A 22,825-nucleotide genomic window follows, 5' to 3' on the forward strand; every position below is an offset into this window, starting at 1 on the left:
CATTGCTATTATACAGGGAAATGCACGAAGAATCAAAAAAGGCATACTTAGAAACAAGAAAACTGTCTGAATCTGCTCGCTAGAATGAGTGATTCAGACAGTTTAATCTTTTTACGGCTTAACTACGTAAGCCACGCCCTGTTTCTACAAGGTACCAACAAATGCCATATAAAACGACAATAAATAAGATTAAAATGGTCATAGAAATACCAATTGGCACATCTTGAACCCCTAGGAAACCGTAGCGGAACCCAGAAATCATGTAAACAATCGGATTAACTTTTGAGACAGCTTGCCAAAATGGCGGCAACATGGAAATGGCATAGAAAACCCCACCCAAATAGGTTAAAGGCTGTAACACAAAGGTCGGCACAATCGATACATCATCATAGGATTGCGCAAAAATACCATTTAACAAACCAGCTAAAGAAAAAAGAATCGCTGTCATCAATAAAGTCATGATGACCATCAGCCAAGAAACAACGTGCAATGGGACAAAAAATAGAGAAATGATGGTGACTAACGCACCGACCAAAATACTACGACCAACGCCACCAATCACAAATCCCCAAATAATCACATGAGTTGGAACTGGCGCCACGAGAATTTCTTCGATATTTTTCTGGAATTTTTGTGAGAAAAAGGAAGATGAAACATTGGCGTACGAGCTTGTAATGGCTGACATCATAATTAAACCTGGCACGATAAATTCCATATAAGAAAAACCGCCCATGTCGCCAATTCGCCCGCCAATCATTTTCCCAAAAATCACAAAATATAAGGACGTCGTAATCACTGGCGGTACCAGTGTTTGGACCCAAATCCGTAAATAACGGTTGGTTTCCTTCACAGCTAAACTTTTTAAAGCAGTAAAATACAGACTAAACATGTTGATCCTCCCTTTGGTACGTATCCTCAGTAATCTTCAAGAAGAGCTCTTCCAAACGGTTGGACTTATTCCGCATTGACAATACTTTGATTCCTTGTTGACTTAGCTGTTCAAACAAGTGATTGACACCTTGGTTTCGTTCCACTTCCACCGCTAACGTTAACTCGTCCTCAAATACGCTTTGATAGCCTTCAATAACTGGCGCCTGCGTATAAGGTGCTAAATCAAAAATAAACGTTTCAAATTGTAATTTTGCTAACAATTGCTTCATGCTGGTGTTTTCAATCAATTCACCAGACTGAATAATCCCAATGTTACGACACAACATCTCAGCTTCTTCTAAGTAATGGGTCGTCAAAATAATCGTGGTTCCCTGCGCATTTAACTCTTGTAAAAAGGCCCACATTTCACGGCGCAATTCAATATCGACACCTGCAGTTGGTTCATCTAAAATCAATAACTTCGGCTCATGCATCAGCGCGCGAGCAATCATCAAGCGACGTTTCATTCCGCCAGAAAGCATCCGAGCCCGCTCGTTCCGTTTTTCCCATAAATTGGATTGTTTTAAATACTTTTCACTCCGTTTCATGGCTTCTTTACGAGACACCCCATAATAGCCCGCTTGATTGACCACAATCTGCTGGACCGTTTCAAACGGATTGAAGTTAAACTCCTGCGGCACTAACCCAATCTGTTGCTTCGCCCGCACCATTTCCGTATCTAAATCATACCCAAAAATTTTGACTTTCCCCGAAGTCTTATTAACTAACGAGGTCACAATCCCAATCGTCGTTGATTTTCCTGCGCCATTCGGTCCCAAAAGAGCATAAAAATCGCCTTCTTCGACTGTTAAATCAATCCCCCGCAACGCTTCAACACCTGAAGCGTACACTTTGCGTAAATCTTGTATCACAAGAGCATCAGTCATTCGTAACTCTCCTTAATGTATAAATATTCATGAATATTATTGTAACACTTCTCGATAAAAACGGGGGTTATTTTGATTAAATTTCACAGTTTTGCTTAGCTATTTTTCAACAACAAACTAGCCAACGATTAACGTGTTTATTTTGATTTGAAACTGTTTAAACAGTTTCGAGAGCGTTAAAACCCTTTCAAATCAAGGATTTAGAGTTCTCTTTTTTTGGCACAGAACTTGCTTTATATAAAAGTGAGGTGAAAAGAATGAAAAGAAAATTTTTAATTGCTAGTCATGGAAACTTAGCGAAAGGCTTCCAAAGTTCCTTGGATATTCTCGCAGACAAAGGAAAAGAGCTGGCGGTCATCAATGCCTATGTAACTCCTGAGGACTACACGCCAATTATTCAAACGTTTCTTCAGTCCCTTGGCGCAGAAGAACAAGCTATTATTTTAACAGATTTATATGGTGGTAGTGTCAATCAAAAAATTGTTCAAGAAGTCATGACGACAAAACCAGACAATGTTTTTATCATTTCCAATGCCAACTTAGCCATTGCCTTATCGCTGATTTTCTTAAAAGAAGGCGAAAAGCTAACCAAAGAAGATATTCAAGCAGCAATTGCTGAAGCACAAATTCAATTCGTTGAATTAAACCCATCAAATGAAGAAGAAAACTTTTTTTAGGAGGAAATTAAAATGATTACACAAGTACGAGTAGACGACAGATTAATTCACGGCCAAGTAGCCGTAGTTTGGACCAAAGAATTGAATGCCCCCTTATTAGTTGTAGCGAATGATGAAGCAGCCAAAAACGAAGTAATGCAAATGACGTTAAAAATGGCTGTCCCTAATGGCATGAAACTATTAATTCGCTCAGTTGATGATGCGATTGATGTCTTTAATGATCCTCGTGGTAAAGACAAACGAATTTTTGTAATTGTGAACAGTGTAGCGGATGCTACTAAAATTGCGAAAAACGTGACAGATATTGAAAGTGTGAATGTTGCCAACGCTGGCCGCTTTGATAAATCAGATCCAGCCACCAAAACAATGGTTTTCCCAAGTGTCCAATTAAACCCTGAAGAGTTAGAAGCTGCCAAAGAATTAGCCAGTTTGACTCACGTGGAAAGCTATAACCAAGTCCTGCCAACCAACTCAAAATTAAGTCTAAAACAAGCCGTCAATTAAAAGGAGGAAATGAACAATGCTTATGCATGCAACAATGGCAGCCTTAGCTGTATTTATCTGTTTTGCTGGGAACTATTTAACTGGTCAAAGTATGATGGAACGTCCCTTAGTCGTTGGATTAGTCACAGGAATTTTAATGGGCGACATGAAAACAGGGGTCTTAATGGGGGCCTCTTTGGAAGCAATTTTCTTAGGAAATGTTAATATCGGTGGTGTTATCGCCGCGGAACCTGTAACTGCGACTACTTTAGCCACAACGTTTGCAATTATTTCAAATGTCGAACAAAAAGCCGCCATGACGTTAGCCGTACCAATTGGGATGTTAGCCGCTTTCGTGGTGATGTTTTTAAAAAATGTCTTTATGAATATCTTTGCTCCTTCTCTTGACAAAGCAGCACGTGAAGGCAACCAAAAAATGGTTGTAACACTGCATTACGGAACGTGGATCATTTATTATTTAATCATCGCTTCGATTTCATTTATCGGAATTTTAGCAGGAAGCGGGCCAGTAAATCTGTTTGTTGAAAGCATTCCACAAAATTTGATGAACGGCTTAAGCGCAGCTGGCGGACTTTTACCTGCCGTTGGGTTTGCTATGTTAATGAAACTATTATGGGATAATAAATTGGCCGTCTTTTACATTTTAGGCTTTGTTTTAACCGCGTACCTACAATTACCAGCCGTTGCGGTGGCGGTCATCGGGACAGTAATTTGTGTCGTGAGTGCCCAACGGGATGTAGAATTTCGCGACATTCTAAAAAGAAAACCTGCGGCGTCTTCTGCGGTTGAAGGCAGCGCGAAAGAAATCGAAGAGGAGGACTTTTTCGCATGAAGTTAAAAGAGAATTTATCTAAAGAAGAGAAAAAAATGATGCGCTCTGTTTTCTGGCGTTCTTGGACGATGAACGCTAGCCGGACAGGAGCTACACAATACCACGCAGTGGGTGTCATGTACACTTTACTCCCAGTTATCAATCGTTTTTATAAAACCAAGGAAGAACGGGCCGAGGCATTGGTGCGTCACACCACTTGGTTCAATGCAACCATGCATATCAATAACTTCATCATGGGGCTCGTTGCTTCGATGGAAAAACAAAACAGTGAAGACGAAAACTTTGATGCTAGCTCTATTACAGCGGTTAAAGCCTCACTAATGGGGCCACTTTCAGGCATCGGTGATTCCTTCTTCTGGGGCATCTTGCGTGTCATTGCTGCCGGTATTGGGATTTCATTAGCCAGCACTGGTTCGCCATTAGGGGCGATTGTCTTCTTACTTTTATACAACGTCCCTGCGTTCTTAATTCACTATTATGCGTTGTATAGCGGCTACTCAATCGGTGAAAGTTTTATCCAAAAAATGTACGAATCAGGCGGAATGAAGATACTCACAAAAGTATCGAGTATGCTAGGCTTAATGATGATGGGCAGTATGACTGCTTCAAATGTAAAATTCAAAACGATTCTTGAAGTTTCCGTTAAAGGAAGCGAAGACGTAGTTAAAATCCAAGACTATTTGGATCAACTATTCGTCGGTATCGTACCATTAGCCGTGACGTTACTTGCTTTCTGGCTATTACGCAAAAAAGTCAATGTTAACGTGGTGATGTTTGGCATCATGTTCTTAGGCATCTTGCTAGGATTACTAGGCATCTGTTAAAATTGAAACAATAAACATTTAATTATTAAACACTTAGAGCCTGAGACAAAAATCCAAAGTGATTTTTATCTCAGGCTTAAAAGCTGATAAACGGCGGGAACAGAAGCACCCCCTGTCCCGACCTCTCTTTTGGAAGGACGATGAATCATGCGCTTGGAGACCTACCAACACTTAGTTGATATTTTAGAAACCAGCAACACCCCGATGAGCACACAAGAAATTGCCACAAAAATTCAATTAAGCCGCTCGGTAACCAGCTTATACTTAAATAAATTATTGGAAAAAGGTGAAGTCCAACAAACGGGAAAAAAACCCGTTTATTGGCAATTAACCCGTGCAACAACCCCTACGACCGATGTGTTTCGACAATACATCGGTAGCCAAGGCAGCGCCAAAAAAGCCATCGAACAATGCAAAGCCGCTATGTTGTATCCCCCATTGGGTATGCCTTTATTAATCCATGGAGCCAGTGGTGTCGGCAAAAGCTTTTTGGCAAAACTGATTTATGAGTATCTGAAAAATGAACAAATCATTGGCCTGGAAAAATTCTACACCTTTAACTGTGCCGATTATGCCAACAATCCCGAATTACTGTCATCCATTCTCTTCGGCCATACCAAAGGCGCATTCACTGGGGCTGAATCAGAAAAGCAAGGACTCTTGGCCCAAGCCAATAATTCCGTACTCTTTTTAGATGAAGTACATCGATTATCCAACGAAAACCAAGAAAAACTCTTTCAGTTTATGGATACAGGAACCTTCCGCCCCATTGGTGAAGAAGGAAAAATGGTGCATTCCAAGGTCCGGCTACTATTTGCGACCACCGAAAACCCGAAAAAAGTCTTATTACCAACCTTTTATCGCCGAATTTCCGTAATCGTCTCACTTCCGAACTTCAAAGAGCGCCCCATTCGAGAACGGATTGCGATTTTAAAAAACTTATTCCACCGAGAAGCGAAACGAATGACCAAAGACATCAACGTGGACGAAGAAATCTTTACGGCATTATTAGAAAATGACGAACCTGGCAACGTGGGAAGTTTATCCAACAAAGTGCAGCTCCTTTGCGCGTCGCAATTACGAAAAACTTTGCCCAATCAACCCGTCGTCATTGGCGATGCGACTCAACCAATGATTGCGATTCCTTTAGACAAAGAAGTGTTAGAAGAAGACACACTTTCTTCCGATATTTTCGCAACATTTGAAGCCTTATTTACAAAAGAAAAAACACTGGCCCACTTAAAAACTGAACTGACACAATTCATTAAATATTGTTTAGACGATGAAATAACCTTAGAAAATGATTACTTTTTACAAAACCTAGTCACGGAAGTCCAAACCAAAAACAAACTAATTATTAACCAACCTGAACAAACTGAAAAACCGATGAAAGATGTTGCCAAATTGCTGAAAATTTTACCGCCAACATTTAACGAAACAATGCTCCTTCCAGTCCAAGCACAGTTAAAAGAACACTATCCGCGAACGGTTTCCCTCGTGAAAAACTTAGTCAGTCCGCTGCCAGAAGAATACCGTTTCTTGACAGAGGTACTCTTATCTGTATTACTTAGCGGAGAAATTTCTGAAACGATTCCTTACCAAGCGCTCCTCGTGGCGCATGGTGAATCGACTGCCACAAGTATTCAAGCCGTTGCCAACAAATTATGTGGTACCTATATTTTTGATGCGATTAACATGCCCTTAACCTCTTCGGTCAGAGATATCGTCGCCGAAGTTAAAGAGTGGCTTTCTCAGCGGGACACATCACAAGGCGTCATTATGCTCGTCGATATGGGTTCCCTGACACAACTTTATAAAAGTTTGAAACCGCAAATTCTTGGAGAACTTTTGGTGATCAACAACCTGACCACTGCCTATGCGTTGGAAATTGGTCATCAATTAATGAACGAACAACTTTTCTATGGTATTGCTAAAACCGCTGAAAAAAAATTTAAAACCGATGTACAGTACTTTGAAGGCTTTTCAGTAGAAAAAAATATCATTGTCTCTAGTATTTCAGGTCTGGATATTGCCAAGCAAATCAAACAAATCTGTCAAAAATACCTGTATACTGACATTAAAGTCATTACCCTAAAATACAAAGATTTGGTAAACACGTTAGACATTGCCAACGCCGAAGAAAATTATTTAAAAGAAACCTCGCTCATTTTGACGACGTCTTACTTAGACAACCACACGAATGTCGCTAGCGTGAATCTCTTAGACATGTTAGACGAAGATGCAGGAACCCAGTTGATGGAACCTTTCCAAAACTTGATGCATCCCAATAACATCGATAGCATGATTAACGAATTTGTTCACTTCTTCTCGAAAGAAGGCTTGTCAGAAAAACTAGAATTTCTAAATCCTGACGTCATTATTAAACAAGTCGAAAACGTTACAAAAAACATTGAAAAACGTTTCGACCTCACACTCAGCGGCAAAATGAAATTTAACTTAATGATGCACAACGCGCTCATGGTAGAGCGGACAATGCTCGGCGTTGAAGACTATGAAGTCCCTGCTAACCTCGAGGAACTAACCATTAACCAAAAACCATTTTTCCAAAATGCTAAAAACATTTTCTATACCCTAGAACAGTTTTATCGAATAGAAATTTCCAACTGGGAACTCTATGTGATTTATGAAATTTTGTCTTCTCGGTGAGGGTTATAGGGAGAGTCTCTTTTGTTCAGATGATTATCTTAAAATATAGCTAGTGGGCCATAAGTCATTTCGACTTATGGCCCACTTTTTTTATTTTGTGTTAAAACACTTTCTATCAACAGAAAGTGTTTCAATAAATATTTCGTTTAGGCAGCGCCATTTCCTGTAGTGTAAACGAACAGGACAGTGAACAGGATGGACACGCCAACCATTATTAATTTTTTCGTTTTGTCGGGGTCCTCTTGAAGTAGCCATTTAATCAACAGACTGCCTCTAATCCGTTGACTTGCCTTCTCTTTTTCAGTCGCTGACTTTGTATAACGCCAACCACAAAAGTGCCAACGAAGTAAATTGGCGTACCAAGCTCGATAGTTTTTAGAAAGAAAACCACCACAGATAAACAATGCTCCTAATAAAATATCCAAATACAACCAAACAATAAATGTTAACGGAATATCGATTAATGAATAATTCTTCACTTCAATCACTTGATCTTTCAAGCCAAATTGATGAATAATCCGTTCTTGGTATTCAGAATCCGTCTCCGCTTCTTCTTTTCCACCAACAACTTTTATGGCTGACTCGACGCCCATACCTTTTATAAAAGCTTGCTTGGAATGACAATACTTACATTCCACCACTTGATCAGCGGTATCGTACCATCTAAACGCATTCGCCCCACAACTTTGACAAACCACACTACTCATTTTCTGCCTCCGATATTCGTTATTTTTTATGGCTATGTTTCATTACTTAATGATACCATTTTTTGGAGAGGGTTGGGTTAGAGAGATTGATAAAAAAGACACTTTCTCATTGCGAGAAAGTGTCTTGAAACATTGTAATTGATTCCCAAGAAAATCTTCATATTTGAGAGATACACCGTATAAAGACAAACCTTTTTTATAAATATGAACCAAAAGTAATATTTCAACAACTACGTGAATTATTCTCATACTACACATTTACCTCAAATAAGTAATCTCCACTTCTACTTTTTCAAGTAACATTTATCTAATAGTCTATTTTGTAAAGCATTTGTAATTTCTGTATCTCCTACTATATACTCTTCTATCAATTTTATTTAATCTATCAAAATTTTAAAAACAGATAAAGCTAAATATCTTAGAGAAGCATTATTAAACTTCCACATTCAATTTTTTCGTATTTTTACCAAATATTTGTAATCACACATTTCTTGATAACTTGCTTAATAATACATATTAAATTATATTTTAGATCTTTCATATATGATTAAACTTGATATATAAAAAATTGGAGGTTATCTAAAACATTAGTATATAGACTTTCTAATCTCTTCAAAAAAAATTTACTTGCTAGGAGTTTGATCTATTAAGAATATTTTTACAAGTATAACTAGGTAGCGCTATACTTTTAATTGATCGAGGGATTTTAAAAGTCTTTTCAATATAAAATTTCCATCATAAAAATTATATTCCAAACCCTTCGAGCTCAGCTTTTTCAATTGCTTGCAGCGCTATCTTACTTTGTTTATCTGATATAAATTTATTAGATGCTAACATTGCAATTACATTCCGCTCTTTCGGTAAGAACTCTTTACAATGTCCATCAATGAAAATTAACATATCTGTATAATATTTTGGGTTCTCATCAAGTCTTTTATACACTGATGCGGTATCAAGAAAATCACTTTCAAATTTTTCATTATTTCTAGCTGTTTTTTTTAATTGTGCTACATCATCTTTTGAGATAGTAATACTAGATAAATCATAATCTCTATTTATCGTTACCATTGATTTAACATCATCCCATGCTACTATTCTTTTGGCATACTCAGTTACATTTCCCTCTACTCTTGTCAAGATATCACGGATTTCATATGAAATATCGTCCATGAATTCTAAAACTAGCTGGGGTACTGATTGTTGTTGCCATATTTTCAAATAGTTAAATTTCATATTCATTTTTTCTTCAAGATACCAATAAAGATATGCTAGCGTATAAGCATTAATATTTGCTTTGTATCCATTAGAACCTGCGCCACATTTAGTTAGTTTATCTAGTTCTTTAAACATAATAATATTTGAAACCATTTCTTTATAAAATTCTTGGTTTACAAGATTAGAATCCTTATCCCATATTTGAATTATCCATGTTGAAAAGGCTTTGAAGGCAGCTTGCCCGCCTTTAGAAGCAATATCAGGTCTTTTCTGATATATATTAAAGTACTTAGCAAAATCTGATTTTTTAAACATCTGATTTTTAGGGTTTCTATCCAAGAAATTTTTTCTCTGGCTAGTAGGCATTTTATAGGTCTCTTGCGCATATTGCCCCGCTGCTCTTTCATAGTACCAATACGTTCCATGAGAAAAACCGTCTGCTGCTGGAGTAGAAATTTTTCTTGATAATTCTTCAATTTTTTTATGAAATGGGTGGTTGCTTGCTAAATCAACATCTGATACTTTATTCTGTGAATTTGCATAACGAGATATAGCTGGAACCAACTCATCTTCTATATCCATATTTTTTATAACGTTCAATTTCATAGGAACTGAGACTTCTTGAAGCTTTTCGGCACCATCCTTTTCATTGACTAGAACGTTTGCTAAACTGGCTGTTGTTTGACCACCATTTACAATTTGCAAACCAATAATTTCAGAGATGGTATTGTTCTTAAAAAGTATACTTTTAGCCGTACAGGTTAAACCATTGTTATAGGCAAAAAATTTCTCTGGCTCTTTTAATATGGTAAGTCTAATTCCTTTATTAACTTTACCACGGGTCTGTAAAAAGGAACGGACATTGCTCTCTATTAATCTACTACCGTAGTCATTATATAATTTCGCTAATGTATATCCGTTTATGTTACACAAGTATGACTCATATTCATCTGTCTCATTTGCTTTTATAGCAGGTATTAATTGAAAATTGTTTAAATCGATCTCTAAATCAACCTTACCTTTTCTGCTTTCCGATAAACTTAAAATACGTTCTATCCCTACAATCATCGTTGAAATTTTTACTTCTTGAATTTGTTCATCTTCCATCCTTTTAAAAGTACGTGACAAAGGTTTATCGGTTAAAATGAAGACTTTGACAGATGTCAACTCGTAAAATTGATTTTGATCATTTTTTTTCCTAGTATAAATTGATTTAGCAAGATTCACAGCTTCATTTGACTCCTCACCATACTTTGAAATTTCTTCAGAATGTAAAAAAAAGTTTCGAGCCCTTTTATAAAGTCTCTCAGCATCGGCAAGTAATAAAGTGGGAACTTCATAAGAAAAATCTATATCATCGACAATCATCAAATACAAGATCCCATCAAACTCGTTATAAGCAAAGCCGGAGATACATGCTTTCTGATTACGAGATAAAGGCATTTCAAAGTGAAGGAAGTTTGGTTCACCGATGATTTCATCATTTTCCACTAAATAATCAACATAATTCTCAAAAAAAGCTTCCTCAAACGTAGAGCCAGTCAATTGCCGGTGTTCATTAACTTGTTGTATAAAAGACTGATGAAAATCTTTTAGTTCCATACTTCTTCCTCACTCAATTTTGATTCTGTTATATTATCAAGAGATAATTCATAACTATATTGTATTATGGCACTTGGCACATCTTCATGATCAATGAAAGGAAAGTCACGATTGATTCTAAAATACACGAGAGAAATAAATTCGTAAGAATATTTATCATACATCTTTGCTTTAGTAGTTGGAAACAAGTCAAGTTCTAAAAGTTTTCTGTTAAACTCTCCAAGAATTTTAGGATTTTTAATTTTAGCATAAATTGATGCTATCAGCTTATATAGATTAAAAGAATTCGCCGCTACTTCACTAGATCTAGAGAGTTCTATAACAGTTAGATACATATCTCTTGAAAGTTGGTTTTCATTTGAAATTCTAATAGAATTGGCTTGCTGAAGCTTTGTCTTTATTTCAAAAATTTTATCAGAAGTAATGAAGTCTTGATTTCCTTTTTCCGGTCCAATCCAAGATCTTATAGCCATATCACTTCCTAATTTATCAATTAACACATTATCAAGAAACCATAATTCTCCACAAAAACCTTGAATCCATTTTTCATCATATGTTCGTTCAGACCTTTTAAATAACTCAGTCCAATACTTAAATCTATTTGCAATAATTACTAATACTTCTACTTCAGTAGTTGCAACTTCAATACTTGTGATAATGTCGTTAGAGAATGTTTCAAAAATTTCCTTTGTGGTTGAATCATCATCGACTAATGATATAAATAAGCGCTGAGTATCACTAAGCGATACAATACGGCTAGAGATTTTGTTTGTAACCAATTCAAAATCCGGCTTACAGGCAAAATCAATTGCAATTGATTCCATTCCACGGCTATCTATTCCTATATAAACGCGCGTTGCGTTAATCTGAGGAACAAGGACAAAACTATCAGTTCTCATTCAATATCCTCCTCAATCTCGTCTTCTGCTTCTAACTCCCGTTGAGTAAGTAATTGCTGTTGTAATACAGTATTCATCTTGGTTTTATAACTTATTGGTGCTAAATCTGAGTTTGGTATACCCAACGACAATGCCCAAAAAACATTATCTTTATTCTTTTCCCAAAAATCGTGAGAAATCTTATCTGCGTTTTTAGGCTCGGGCAAACTAACAGGAAAAATCACGATCAGTGGATTTCGTTCATTAGAATAAAAATCAGAGAAGTATTCCTTTTCTGTTTTAAATGATTTAGCAAATTCCTTCTGTTGCTTTGTAAGACCATATTGTCCATCCCTCACGCTACCGATTCGCGAATTTCCAAACGCAATTAAATCGAATTCTTTTACATAACGAAATGCACGAGTCCTGCTTTTTTCTTTAATAGAATTAAAATCAATACTAGCTCCTAATCTTGCACCGATTTTAATGTCAAATTTGTCAAAATTATTTAACGCTTCTTTAGATACCGAAAGATTCAACTGATTATAAGAACCATAAGCATATTCCAAAAGTAATCTTTCAGCAACTTCTTTCGGAGCATCCTTGATTAAAAGATCACTGTCAAATAATAATTTATTCTTTTCAAACCATTTTTCTATGAGGTTGCTATTTCTACTTGCCACATTAATGGATAATTTCGAGGTTTCTTTATAATCACCAGAAATACGAATCGTAACATCATGATTCCTTGCACTACGCATTTTATTTCGAGCTGTAATTAGTATTGTCGCTTCATCTCTATTCTCAGCTTCACGAATGTAATATCCAAAATCTTCAGGCGTCTTCTTTTCATTTATCATCTCTTTTATTTGTTTTTTTAAATCATTCATCGCTTGTAATATTTGATAGTACCAATCTACAGATCTCTCAGGCATATAAAGATAAACAATATTGTCGTATCTTGGCCGATAACCAAACCATCGTCCCATTTGCATTAGTGTATCGTACATTAATGTATTTCTATATAGATAACTTGTTGATAACCCTTCAAGAGTAAGTCCTCGAGAAAGTGCAAATCCGCCAACAGCAATCACTCGAGCACCATTGGGATAATCCTCATACTGAAATCCTTTATTAGCATTATTTATTACATGAGTTTCGATAGTATCTGTCGACTTATATAAAGTTGGATATACGTCTTCCCAAGACTCCGGTATATTGTTAAATTTCTCTTTAAAAATCGCTTTCATATCAAGATGAATGGACTTCTCTGTATCTAAAATATAGTGTCTAATTTGGCGCTTTAATTCCCCAACATAAGCATCAACTAAAAGTTTTATTTGATCTTGAATTCTATTTAAATGACTGACGTTGATCAACATAGAACGATGTTTTTTTTGATCTCCTCGTAAATCCCTAATTGCATTTTGTAAGAAGAAGACACATATTGCCTCCTCCATACTAGGAGGCAACCCTTGAACTTCAAATGTTGCCCTATCTTCTTTCGGAATTACTATTGGAATATAGTCTTCCGCATCATCATTTGAAATTAGTATACTATGGTAGATACCACCCTCATCTTTTTCAGGAAAAATTGTGCTTGCTCCCATATAATTTGTAGGGGTATCTAATACTTGGATAAAAGAACTTGGAAAAAGATCATCTTTATTTTTATGATCTATCATTATATTAGCAAAGGGGGTAGCTGTAAAGCCAACATAACTAGCGCGTTGAAATAGATTCAGGATCGCTCTAATACCTAAATTAATAGTAGTCGGATCTTCCGTCTTCTTAGTATTAACGGTAGCATTATCTGCTTCATCATCAATAAAAAGAATGCTTCGATCGATTTTCCCTAAACGATTAATATCTTGTTGATTATTATTCTCTAACCACTCAGCAAGATCTTCAATTGATTTTTTATTTTTTTTAATCACCGCTACAATAGGAGCCGACCCAAACCCAACAGGATTTGCTGTTTTTAAGTTAAAATCTTTATCTGCATTAGTTAAAGCTAATGTTTGTTCAGTATTACCAAAATCCTTAACAGTTTTAGTTTTCGATTCTCGATTACGAGTTGCTGTGAAATATCCAAAAAAACCTTCTTCTATGCGTACTTGGGTTTGTCTTCTTAACTTTTCTATCGTTCCAGTAGTAATAACAATCATGTTATACCCCGCGTCAGCAGCTTTGTTCATCAAAGCAATAAAATTTCCTGTTTTACCAGATTGAACATCACCAATCACTAAACCTTTTTTTACAAACTCACCTTCAAAAGTAGGATCGCCAATATTATTCATGATAGTATCCATGGAGTTGCCGATCGTTGTCACTACATTAGATGAATACCCTAAAACATTTTGAAGATATTGCTCATATGCATCGAATCTTTTGCTCCCTCTATCAGCACGTGACTCTGTAAACCATTTAGGGCTTGGTTTAGATAATGTCATTGCCGGTTCAAGACTAACAGGAACAATAGATAAAACTCTATTCACCAACTCATTAAAAGTATCATCATTCATTCCAAAAATTGTTGTTTTGAATAAATTTAGATGGGCTTCTACATCTTTTGGAGTTTGCTTTTTTTCACTCTCAATAGCTATTTTAGCAGTATTAAAATGCTTCTCTATTAGTTCATAATCAACCATTTAACTCACGCTCTATTCTAGCCAATAAGGCTATTTTTTTTGAATAAACTTCTGAATACTTAAGACTATTCAACAACAACTTTTTACTTTTTTCAGTTGTTTGGTTGCTAAGTAGCAACATTATCTCTTCATAAATTTCATCATCTGTATCTTCATTTTCTTCAAATCCTTTGTTTGAAGCCAAGTCATATTGGATACTATCCAATGGTAAATGTTCTTCAATTTGCTTTAATAATGCCTTAAATATGATGATATCACTGTCTGATAAATTTTCTTGAAGTTGCTTTATCAGTGGATTTTCCATATTTAGGTAATAAGCAACTTTGTTATCTTTCTCAACACGATCAAACACATATTGTAAATTGTCTTTATTTCTCTTTGTGCCACGATATTTATATACTCTTTCAGATTCACCAATACTCTTTGTAATTACGTTTCTAAGTTGTGTCCTGAGACTGGTCGGAATATTTAATTGTGATTTTTTAACATCAATTTCCCAAAGATCATCTATCGTATTTGGAATATCAATTTGAATTCTTGCTAAATTCGCCAGTTCATTTGGTCGCACAAGCCTAAACCATTTTCCCCAAGCAATTAGCCTTCTGTTCCTATAAATATACAAGCCCGGACCAAGTTTACAATGCTCAAATTTTTTTAATACATGTCTTTCTTTCTGAGATAATCTCTTTTGATAAGGTACTATATAAGGTTTAATATCAATTCTAGCATTACGGCTATTCTCAAAAATCACGTCGGATGATTTAGGTTGCGTTGCCTTATTACTAATAAAAAAAGGGTCAACAAAATCAATTGCTCTTTGATTAAAGAAGATATCGATTTGGTTTTCTTGTAAAAATCGATGAAATACTAAAGATAAATGATTTTCAGTCTTTTCTAAAGATTCATCAAAATTAAATTTAAAATCTGCATATTGTTCCAATTTATCAAACTTTTCCCAAATGACCAGTGTCCCAGAACTTAATATTCCTAGCTCACTAAATCTATGTGTATTTCTTATTTCCTCATCATTTAGAATTTGCACTATCCATGCATTTTTCTTTTTGACAACATCAAGATCCCATACAGCACCCGAATATTCACCATCTTTGATTGATACAACTGTCAATTTTCTACATTGACTAAAAGAAGCCATTTTTAGACCAAGACCAAACCTACCTAGATCGTCCTGAGTGCGTAAATCATATATAGATCTCGATCCATATTTCATTGCTTGTAGCAACTCAATTTTAGACATTCCATACCCATTATCAAGAATAGATACATATTTTTGTTGATTATTGAAATTAATATCAATTCTCGTGGCGTTTGCTGAAACTGAATTATCAACTATGTCTGCAATAGCGGTTTCGAACGTATATCCAACAGAACGTTGGCTTTCTATCAGATTTGAAGCATCCGGAACTAATTCATAAAAGCTACTCATTAAAATAAATTCCTTTCAGTCTTTCAATTTCTTGGAATATCTTTGTCAGAACGTCAACCACAATCGAATTCCCAGACATTCTATATAGATGGCTATTTGTAAAATAACTATTACCTTCATTAGACTTCATAAGTTTTTCAAATTTACATTCCGGAAATCCCATCAGCAAGAATGTTTCGCGAGGCGTCAAGTATCGCATTCTATCATCTTGTAGTATAACACCTGCATTGGGATTACGATCTTGTTTAGTAGATATTGTATTCGTGAAATCTGCCTTAACTACTCCATTTTTTGCAAGGAGTCGGTTTTGATTATAAATTTTTATCCTACTAGGCGTATAGTTAGGTGTTGCCTCAATGATCTCTTCTTTATGATTAAACCTTAAATAGTCGCCTAAATTAGATTGAATATTATAATTCAAATTTGATATTTCTTCAGGTTCTATATCTTTATTTCTAATCGATAACATAAAGGTTCTTGATCGTGATTGTGGAACACCAAAATCCAAAGCGTTTAAACCCTTATAAACTTTATTGGTATAACCCATCGATTCGAGTTCCTCTTGCCATTGAACAAAATTTGGATTGTGTTTAGGTGAAGTAATTGCATTAACATTTTCCATTAACAAAAATTTAGGCAAAGGAACGTTAATCATTATACGTTCTCTTAGTATCCTCTCTATTTCCCAAAGTAAACCAGATCTTGTTTTTGCACCTTTTCTTATCCCGTCATTATCCTTGTTGTACCAAACTGAACCAATAGAAAGATCTTGACAAGGGAAACTATAGGTCAATAGATCAGTATCATCAGGAATCATATCACCTGACACTTGGGTTATATCACACAGATTGTTATTTCGGCGTATTGCTGCATATAGCTTCTGTAATTTTTCTTCTTTAATCCTATACAAACCATTGTCTGAAAAAGGTTTTTTTCCATCCGGACTAAGAGTTACATTAGCTAACCTTTCTATAATTTCATGTTTACTTAATTTTGACGGAGAATTATCATTATGATGCATAATATCATATGCATAAATCGCATTAATATCCCACTCAATTGTATTAATAATTTCATGTTCAATATTTAGTTTCTCTAAAGCTTGTTTTTGCGCTCCAATGCCAGAGAAAGCTTCTACCACTTTCAACATAATTATTCCATTCCTCATTTACTATCAATATTTAATTATTATACCTACCCGTATCAGTTTTATTGATACAATATAGGATTTAGTTTTTTTCATTCAATTAGTTGTGGAAAGTTTAATATTTTTTTAAGCAACTATGTGATTATTAAATTCATATAGTTAAATTCGTTATAATGATTTGTTTAACGTTAAATCTTAAAAAGCTAACTTACTAAACTTTTAAAACAATTATTTATCAAATAACATTATTACTTATTAGTATCCTATTAACTCTGTTTTTAGTCAAGCTTACACATTGTGATAGAAAATCCCCACTAAGTTTATTGGCCTAACTGACTCAACATCCCTAATGATTTTGTCCATATATTACCTCCCATTTAACATGTACGATAAGCCTTATTTCTTATAGGGAAAACTAAAATTAATTATATCATCAAATTCCTAATTCCACGCCGACATAACAATATTTTTTTAATTTAAACTAGAATAATTTACTTGCGATCGGTACACAAGTTTACTCTATCAACAAATGGTAATTATATTCAAATTAACAGACTCGCTTACAATAAATATAATCAGTCGATTTATATACTGCTGTACAGAAAATGTAAATGTCATTATATTAATATCTTCAATTATCAGATCGTAATGTATGTATAATTAGCTATTTCCCACAATTTATTGGAAGCGAAAGACAACCTTTTCTATTAGTAAATTTAATGATAAGAAAAATAATATTTTTCGATTGAGAATATTAGATTTCCAGTGGATACCCTATTTAATTTTTGGTTGTTTTCAATTGATCTTCTTCTAAAAAATCAGTCATCATCGAATTATCTTTACGTGATTCTTTCTCAAAAATTGTTTACATATTCATCCTGTTGATTAACCTAACAAAAAAAGACACTTTCCAATTTGGAAAGTGTCTTTCAAAATGATAATTGAGTGGCACTCGATTTCCAAGGAAATCTTCGTCCCAGATTGTTTTCGTAAGCGAACACGTTCGCAACGACTCCAAGTAATTAACGTTTTGAAAACTGTGAAGCTTTACGAGCTTTTTTAAGACCTGGTTTTTTACGTTCAACCATACGTGCGTCACGAGTAAGTAACCCAGCGCGTTTTAAAGCAGAACGGAAGTCAGGATCTACTTGTAACAATGCACGAGCGATTCCGTGACGGATAGCTCCTGATTGTCCAGCATAGCCACCACCGTTTACGTTTACGATTACATCGTAAGCGCCTTTTGTTTCAGTTACGCCAAATGGTTGGTTGATAACTTCACGCAAGTCAGCATGTGGAATATATTCTTCTACGTCTTTTTTGTTTACAGTAATTTTACCAGTACCTGGTACTAAGCGTACGCGGGCAACTGCATTTTTACGACGGCCTGTGCCGCTATATTGTACTTGTGCCAATGAATTTCCCTCCTTAAATTAAGTTCGTGATATCTAATACTTCTGGTTGTTGTGCAGCATGTGGATGCTCAGCTCCACCGTATACGTTCAATTTAGTAAATTGTTTACGTCCTAAAGTGTTTTTAGGTAGCATACCTTTTACAGAAGTTTCGATAAGACGGCGAGAGTTTTTGTCGCGTAATTCACCAGCTGTCACTGATTTTAATCCTCCAGGATACATTGAGTGACGGTAGTAAATTTTGTCTGTAGCTTTTTTACCTGTTAATTTTACTTTATCAGCGTTAATTACGATTACGAAATCTCCAGTATCCACATGTGGTGTGAATGTTGGTTTATTTTTACCACGTAGTACAGAAGCAACAACTGCTGATAGACGTCCTAAAGGAACATCTGTTGCATCTACTACGTACCATTTACGTTCTACTTCGCCAGCTTTGGCCATATATGTTGTACGCACGTTTCTTTCCTCCAATTTTGTTTTCGATGTTTGACATACACTTGAGTTTCCGGGGCTCATTGTGGGGCAAACAATACCATTTAATATTTTACCTTCAATCACTGATAAAGTCAATGTTTTTCTGCGCTTTCAGAAAATAGATTTTCACTTATTTTTTCGTGCCTTTTAAACAGAAAAAAACCGCCAACGTCAACGTCAGCGGCTTTGGGAGTTGTTTTAAATTATGCGTCAATACCAGGCGCTTTGCCAAGTTTGGCTTGTAACATCCAAATATTTTTTTCGATGTCTGTTTTGTTTGCGATGAAAATGTCTTGTGTGCAGTCGTCGCCTTCTTCACCAGAAACTTCGATTCCTTTTGCGTAAAGGTCTGCTAAATAACGGTAGCCTGCTACTAATTTTTCCATACGTTCTGGAATGGTGCGGTCCCAGTTACCAATTTCATCTTCAATTTTTGTATTTTCTGCGAATTCACGCAATGTTGAGAATGGAGAGCCGTCCAATGTGATTAAACGTTCTGAAACAACATCTAATTGCTCATTGATTTGATCCATGTATTCATCCATTTGTGGGTGAAGTGTTAAAAATTCAGGTCCACGCATATACCAATGTGTTTGATGAATTACCACGGAAAATTGGCTTAAATCTGCAACGAGTTGGTTCAAAATTTCTTTTGTTTTTTCAAATTTCATTCTTTGTCATCCTCCTAAATATTATTTCTACACTCTTAGTGTAATATGAATTGTGAAAAAAGTACACTGAAAACCTTTCTTTTTTAAAATTATTATCAAATTATAATAATTACAATTAAGAATCTAATTAATTTCCTGAAATCGCTGTTCTTTCATCCGCAGTGACGACTTTTTGTTCCGCTTGAGTGAGGATTGTGTCGAGTGCCTCTGTCAACTGGTCAGTATCTTCTTTTCCTGTGACGAAAGCTAAAAAAAACTGATTCAGTCTCAGCTGCTCCGCTGCCGGCAAGTACCATTGTCCTTCTACTTGCTTAACCGTTAATGGCAGTTCAACTGGCTCATAGCTGACATTGATTTGTTGGATTTCTTTTTTTAAAACGGCTAACGTGTGCTGCATGTCTAGCGCTTGTGTCGCCTGTTGCGTTTGCTGAAGAAGAGCAGTGGTTGTATCTTCAATCGCCGTCACAAAATCTAAGCCCTTAATCTGAAAAGTGATTGTCGCTTGCCCATTCAATTCTTTTGTGGCTACTAGTTGATATGACGCTTTTTTCTTCACTTGAGCCAGTAATTCTGCGCTAAGCTTCTGGGCTTCAGTTTCGGTGACTTCAGCGTTCATTTCTTTTAAGCTATTGAAAAATTGTTTCTGGAACTGTTGACGGCTCGTCTGCAAATGCTCCACCAAGACTTTCGGTTCACGAAAAGTTTGAGAGAATGTCGCTGGCTTTTCTTGATAAATAAAGTAATCTACCAACTGTTGCGCTGCTTTTTCGCCGGAACGAGACGGTGCACTGCAGCTTGCTAACGCCCCAATGAATAACAGAAATAGTGGTAGTAGCTGTTTCTTCATTCCTCATCCTCATTTCCTCAAGTCTTCGTCTCTCTTCTAGTTAAGCAACTTCTCAGCCATTTGTCAAAGCTATTTACTATCAATTATTTGCGGAATTCTGCTAATTTTTGATAACTTTGTGCTAAAACTTGTTGGGTTTCTTGAAAAACAGGATACAGTTCTTGATAAACTAGCAATTGATCCGCCCGTGGCGTGACCGTTTCATGAATCAGCACCTGTTGCGCCGCTGCTTGTAAATTTGGTAACTGCCCTAAGCCTTGCCAACCTAGCAAAACAGCGCCTAATGCCGAAGCTTCGGTGCTATCAGTGAACGATAACGTTTCTCCCAGCACATCAGCCATGATTTGACGGAACACAGGGGAATCAGCAAAGCCGCCTGTCGCTCGAATCTCCTGAACGGGTCCACCGAGTTGTTTCAAATCTTCTAAAATGGTTTTTAAATTGAAACAGATGCCTTCCACCACCGCTCGAGCTAAATGTCCGGCATGGTGATTTTTGCGCAAGCCAATAAAACTTGCGCTCGCCTCTGCATTCCACAGCGGTGCTCGTTCACCTAGCAAATAAGGATGAAACAGTAAGCCATTTGCCCCGGCTGGCACAGTTGCAATTTTGGCCATAATTGGGTCATAGAGATTGGTCCCGTTTTGAATAGCTTGCTGACGTTCTTCTGCAAAAATCGTTTGGCTCGCCCAATCTAACGCAACTGCACCATTACTACTTGCGCCACCAATCACCCAGTGCTGTTCATCTAGAGCAAAACAAAACGTTTCACCTTGCGGATGCAAAAAAGGTTCTTCGACAATATACCGAAGTGCGCCGCTCGTACCAACGGTCAAAGTCGCTACACCCATTCCTAGCGCTCCCAAACCTAAATTAGACAATGGACCATCCGCGCCACCAAGAACTAAAACCGTTTCCTCCTCAACACCAAGCATCTCTTGCCAAGAAGGCGCTAACGCTGGAAAAATGAACGTTGACGGGGCAACTTTTGGCAACTGTTCCTCCTCAATAGATAAATACGCTAAAATCGACGATTCCCATTGCCGCGTGTGAATATTAAATAAACCCATCCCCGAAGCACTACTATAATCTGTCCAGTATTCGCCAAAGAAACGGTAAAAAATGTAGTCCTTAATCCCAATAAACTTGGCCGCGCTCTGCGCAACGGCTGGCTGATTTTCCTGCAGCCAGCGAATCTTGTACAAAGGCGCCATTGGATGAACTGGCATGCCTGTCAATTGATAAAACAATTGGGCCGCTGGCGTTTCTTTTAACGCTTCCGCATAATCAGATGCTCGTGTGTCAGCCCAAGTAATCACTTGGGTCAATGGGCGTCCTTGCGCATCCATGGCAATTAAGCCATGCATCGCTGAAGCAAAAGAAATGAGCCCAATTGGTTGATTCTTCACTTGCTGTGTGACGGTTCGAATACAGTTCACCACAGCTTGGAACAGCGTCTCTGGGTCTTGCTCCGCCATTCCTTCAGTCTCTTGAATTAATGGATAACGCACATAGCTAGAAGCTACGACTGTGCCATTTGCTTGAAAAGCCACTGCTTTGGCTTGCGTGGTGCCAACGTCGACACCAATCGCTAATTTTTCCATTTGATTCCCTCATTTCTTGTTTCTTTTATTATTCCTAACAAAAAAAGATTTGTCTAGTCAAACGAAAAAGTTTAAAAAAAGCGTAGTTTATTTTTAAGGAGGTAACCTATGTTTTTCTTGAGTCTCTTTTTGATTGGTGCCTGTTTCGGTTCTTTTTTATGCTTAGTGGCGGAGCGCTTACCAATAGGGCGTTCTTTGTGGTGGCCCCCTTCCCACTGTCAAGGTTGCCACCAGCCTCTACAACTCTATGAATTAATTCCAGTTGTTTCGATTTTGCTGCAGCGCTTTCGTTGTCGAAAGTGTCAACAGCCAGTAGCTAAGAGTTATCTTTTAGCAGAACTTATCATGGGCGGCTTAACCGCAAGCTGTTTTTCAGCTGGCCTGACGATTGATGCTTTGATTCTCTGGTGGTGGCTGACGAGTGCTTTCACATTATCCTTGATTGATTACTGGTATTTAGTGGTTGAACCGAAGATTCTTTATCCTAGTTTTTTTGTGCTTTGCTTACTGAAAGTGGCGGGTCAGCATTCGTTTTACTTACTGACTGGTCTTTTTTGTTTTTGTTTTTTCCAAGCCGTCTTACATTATTTTCCGGAAGCCATGGGGCGAGGGGATCTTTTGTTACTGGGTTTGTGGGGCTGTTTTTTACAGGTACCTCAGTTGCTGATGCTACTATTTTTTGCCAGTAGTTATGGCCTAATCTATGGCTACAGCTGTAAATTTTTGGGGTATCCAGTTGAACAGACACTTCCTTTTGTCCCCTTTTTAAGTTTGGGCTTACTCACAATCAGTTGCTTATAGCAAATAAAAAAAAGCCGCAAGGAGCATGCTCCTTACGGCTTTTTAGG

Annotated in this window: 19 protein-coding genes; 6 read left to right on the forward strand and 13 right to left on the reverse strand. The window is 36.7% G+C overall.

Annotation, left to right across the window (positions count from 1 at the left end; all coding sequences use genetic code 11):
* Positions 1-118: 118 nt before the first annotated feature.
* Both IGL93_RS12820 and IGL93_RS12825 read right to left on the reverse strand, forming a co-directional pair.
* Positions 119-889, reverse strand: coding sequence for an ABC transporter permease (locus tag IGL93_RS12820; RefSeq protein ID WP_002354811.1), 771 nt, complete (start codon positions 887-889; stop codon positions 119-121).
* A complete protein-coding gene (locus IGL93_RS12825) occupies positions 882-1,817 on the reverse strand; it encodes an ABC transporter ATP-binding protein (RefSeq protein ID WP_010776199.1) in 936 nt (311 codons plus the stop codon). Before IGL93_RS12825 ends, IGL93_RS12820 begins: the two co-directional genes overlap by 8 nt.
* Positions 1,818-2,074: 257 nt before the next feature.
* Between IGL93_RS12825 and IGL93_RS12830 the strand changes: the two genes are divergently transcribed.
* The 5 genes from IGL93_RS12830 (at position 2,075) to IGL93_RS12850 (ending at position 7,321) form a co-directional block, all read left to right on the forward strand.
* Positions 2,075-2,494, forward strand: coding sequence for a PTS sugar transporter subunit IIA (locus IGL93_RS12830; protein WP_002354802.1), 420 nt, complete (start codon positions 2,075-2,077; stop codon positions 2,492-2,494).
* Positions 2,495-2,506: 12 nt separating this feature from the next.
* Positions 2,507-2,998: a PTS system mannose/fructose/N-acetylgalactosamine-transporter subunit IIB gene (locus IGL93_RS12835; protein ID WP_002354800.1), complete on the forward strand. Its 492-nt coding sequence runs from the start codon at positions 2,507-2,509 to the stop codon at positions 2,996-2,998.
* Between the two features lie 16 nt (positions 2,999-3,014).
* On the forward strand, positions 3,015-3,830 hold the full coding sequence (locus IGL93_RS12840) for a PTS mannose/fructose/sorbose/N-acetylgalactosamine transporter subunit IIC (RefSeq protein ID WP_002365419.1): 816 nt from the start codon (positions 3,015-3,017) through the stop codon (positions 3,828-3,830).
* Complete coding sequence (locus tag IGL93_RS12845) at positions 3,827-4,654, forward strand: PTS system mannose/fructose/sorbose family transporter subunit IID (protein WP_002360964.1); 828 nt, start codon at positions 3,827-3,829, stop codon at positions 4,652-4,654. Before IGL93_RS12840 ends, IGL93_RS12845 begins: the two co-directional genes overlap by 4 nt.
* 147 nt (positions 4,655-4,801) lie before the next feature.
* Positions 4,802-7,321, forward strand: coding sequence for a sigma 54-interacting transcriptional regulator (locus IGL93_RS12850; protein WP_010776200.1), 2,520 nt, complete (start codon positions 4,802-4,804; stop codon positions 7,319-7,321).
* 146 nt (positions 7,322-7,467) lie between these two features.
* On the opposite strand, the gene IGL93_RS12855 is transcribed toward IGL93_RS12850, so the two are convergent.
* From IGL93_RS12855 to IGL93_RS12905, 11 genes are all read right to left on the reverse strand, one after another.
* Positions 7,468-8,028 carry a hypothetical protein gene (locus IGL93_RS12855; protein ID WP_002370144.1) on the reverse strand — a complete coding sequence of 187 codons (561 nt, stop codon included), beginning with the start codon at positions 8,026-8,028 and terminating at the stop codon, positions 7,468-7,470.
* Between the two features lie 744 nt (positions 8,029-8,772).
* Positions 8,773-10,845 (reverse strand): AIPR family protein, encoded by a 2,073-nt coding sequence (locus tag IGL93_RS12860; RefSeq protein WP_002385149.1) that lies wholly within the window; start codon positions 10,843-10,845, stop codon positions 8,773-8,775.
* A complete protein-coding gene (locus tag IGL93_RS12865) occupies positions 10,836-11,744 on the reverse strand; it encodes a PD-(D/E)XK motif protein (protein WP_002385148.1) in 909 nt (302 codons plus the stop codon). The genes IGL93_RS12860 and IGL93_RS12865 overlap by 10 nt, the downstream gene beginning before the upstream one ends.
* Positions 11,741-14,374, reverse strand: coding sequence for a Z1 domain-containing protein (locus IGL93_RS12870; RefSeq protein WP_002385147.1), 2,634 nt, complete (start codon positions 14,372-14,374; stop codon positions 11,741-11,743). Before IGL93_RS12870 ends, IGL93_RS12865 begins: the two co-directional genes overlap by 4 nt.
* The gene (locus IGL93_RS12875; protein WP_002385146.1) at positions 14,367-15,818 is read right to left on the reverse strand and encodes an ATP-binding protein; all 1,452 of its coding nucleotides are present in this window, start codon (positions 15,816-15,818) and stop codon (positions 14,367-14,369) included. The genes IGL93_RS12870 and IGL93_RS12875 overlap by 8 nt, the downstream gene beginning before the upstream one ends.
* Positions 15,811-16,968: a DNA cytosine methyltransferase gene (locus IGL93_RS12880; protein ID WP_002389497.1), complete on the reverse strand. Its 1,158-nt coding sequence runs from the start codon at positions 16,966-16,968 to the stop codon at positions 15,811-15,813. The genes IGL93_RS12875 and IGL93_RS12880 overlap by 8 nt, the downstream gene beginning before the upstream one ends.
* Positions 16,969-17,987: 1,019 nt before the next feature.
* The gene (rpsI, locus tag IGL93_RS12885; protein WP_002354786.1) at positions 17,988-18,380 is read right to left on the reverse strand and encodes a 30S ribosomal protein S9; all 393 of its coding nucleotides are present in this window, start codon (positions 18,378-18,380) and stop codon (positions 17,988-17,990) included.
* A gap of 13 nt (positions 18,381-18,393) precedes the next feature.
* A complete protein-coding gene (gene rplM, locus IGL93_RS12890; protein WP_048670019.1) occupies positions 18,394-18,822 on the reverse strand; it encodes a 50S ribosomal protein L13 in 429 nt (142 codons plus the stop codon).
* A gap of 236 nt (positions 18,823-19,058) precedes the next feature.
* Positions 19,059-19,526, reverse strand: a complete 468-nt coding sequence (locus IGL93_RS12895; protein ID WP_002354782.1) for a Dps family protein — start codon at positions 19,524-19,526, stop codon at positions 19,059-19,061.
* A gap of 127 nt (positions 19,527-19,653) precedes the next feature.
* Positions 19,654-20,373, reverse strand: coding sequence for a DUF5105 domain-containing protein (locus IGL93_RS12900; protein ID WP_010706963.1), 720 nt, complete (start codon positions 20,371-20,373; stop codon positions 19,654-19,656).
* A gap of 83 nt (positions 20,374-20,456) precedes the next feature.
* Positions 20,457-21,977, reverse strand: a complete 1,521-nt coding sequence (locus IGL93_RS12905) for a gluconokinase (protein WP_002396789.1) — start codon at positions 21,975-21,977, stop codon at positions 20,457-20,459.
* A gap of 108 nt (positions 21,978-22,085) precedes the next feature.
* On the opposite strand from IGL93_RS12905, the gene IGL93_RS12910 reads away from it, so the two are divergent.
* Positions 22,086-22,778 carry a prepilin peptidase gene (locus tag IGL93_RS12910; protein ID WP_010713678.1) on the forward strand — a complete coding sequence of 231 codons (693 nt, stop codon included), beginning with the start codon at positions 22,086-22,088 and terminating at the stop codon, positions 22,776-22,778.
* Positions 22,779-22,825: the final 47 nt, after the last annotated feature.

Source organism: Enterococcus sp. DIV1328a (assembly GCF_050536905.1).
GTDB classification, from domain to species: domain Bacteria; phylum Bacillota; class Bacilli; order Lactobacillales; family Enterococcaceae; genus Enterococcus; species Enterococcus faecalis.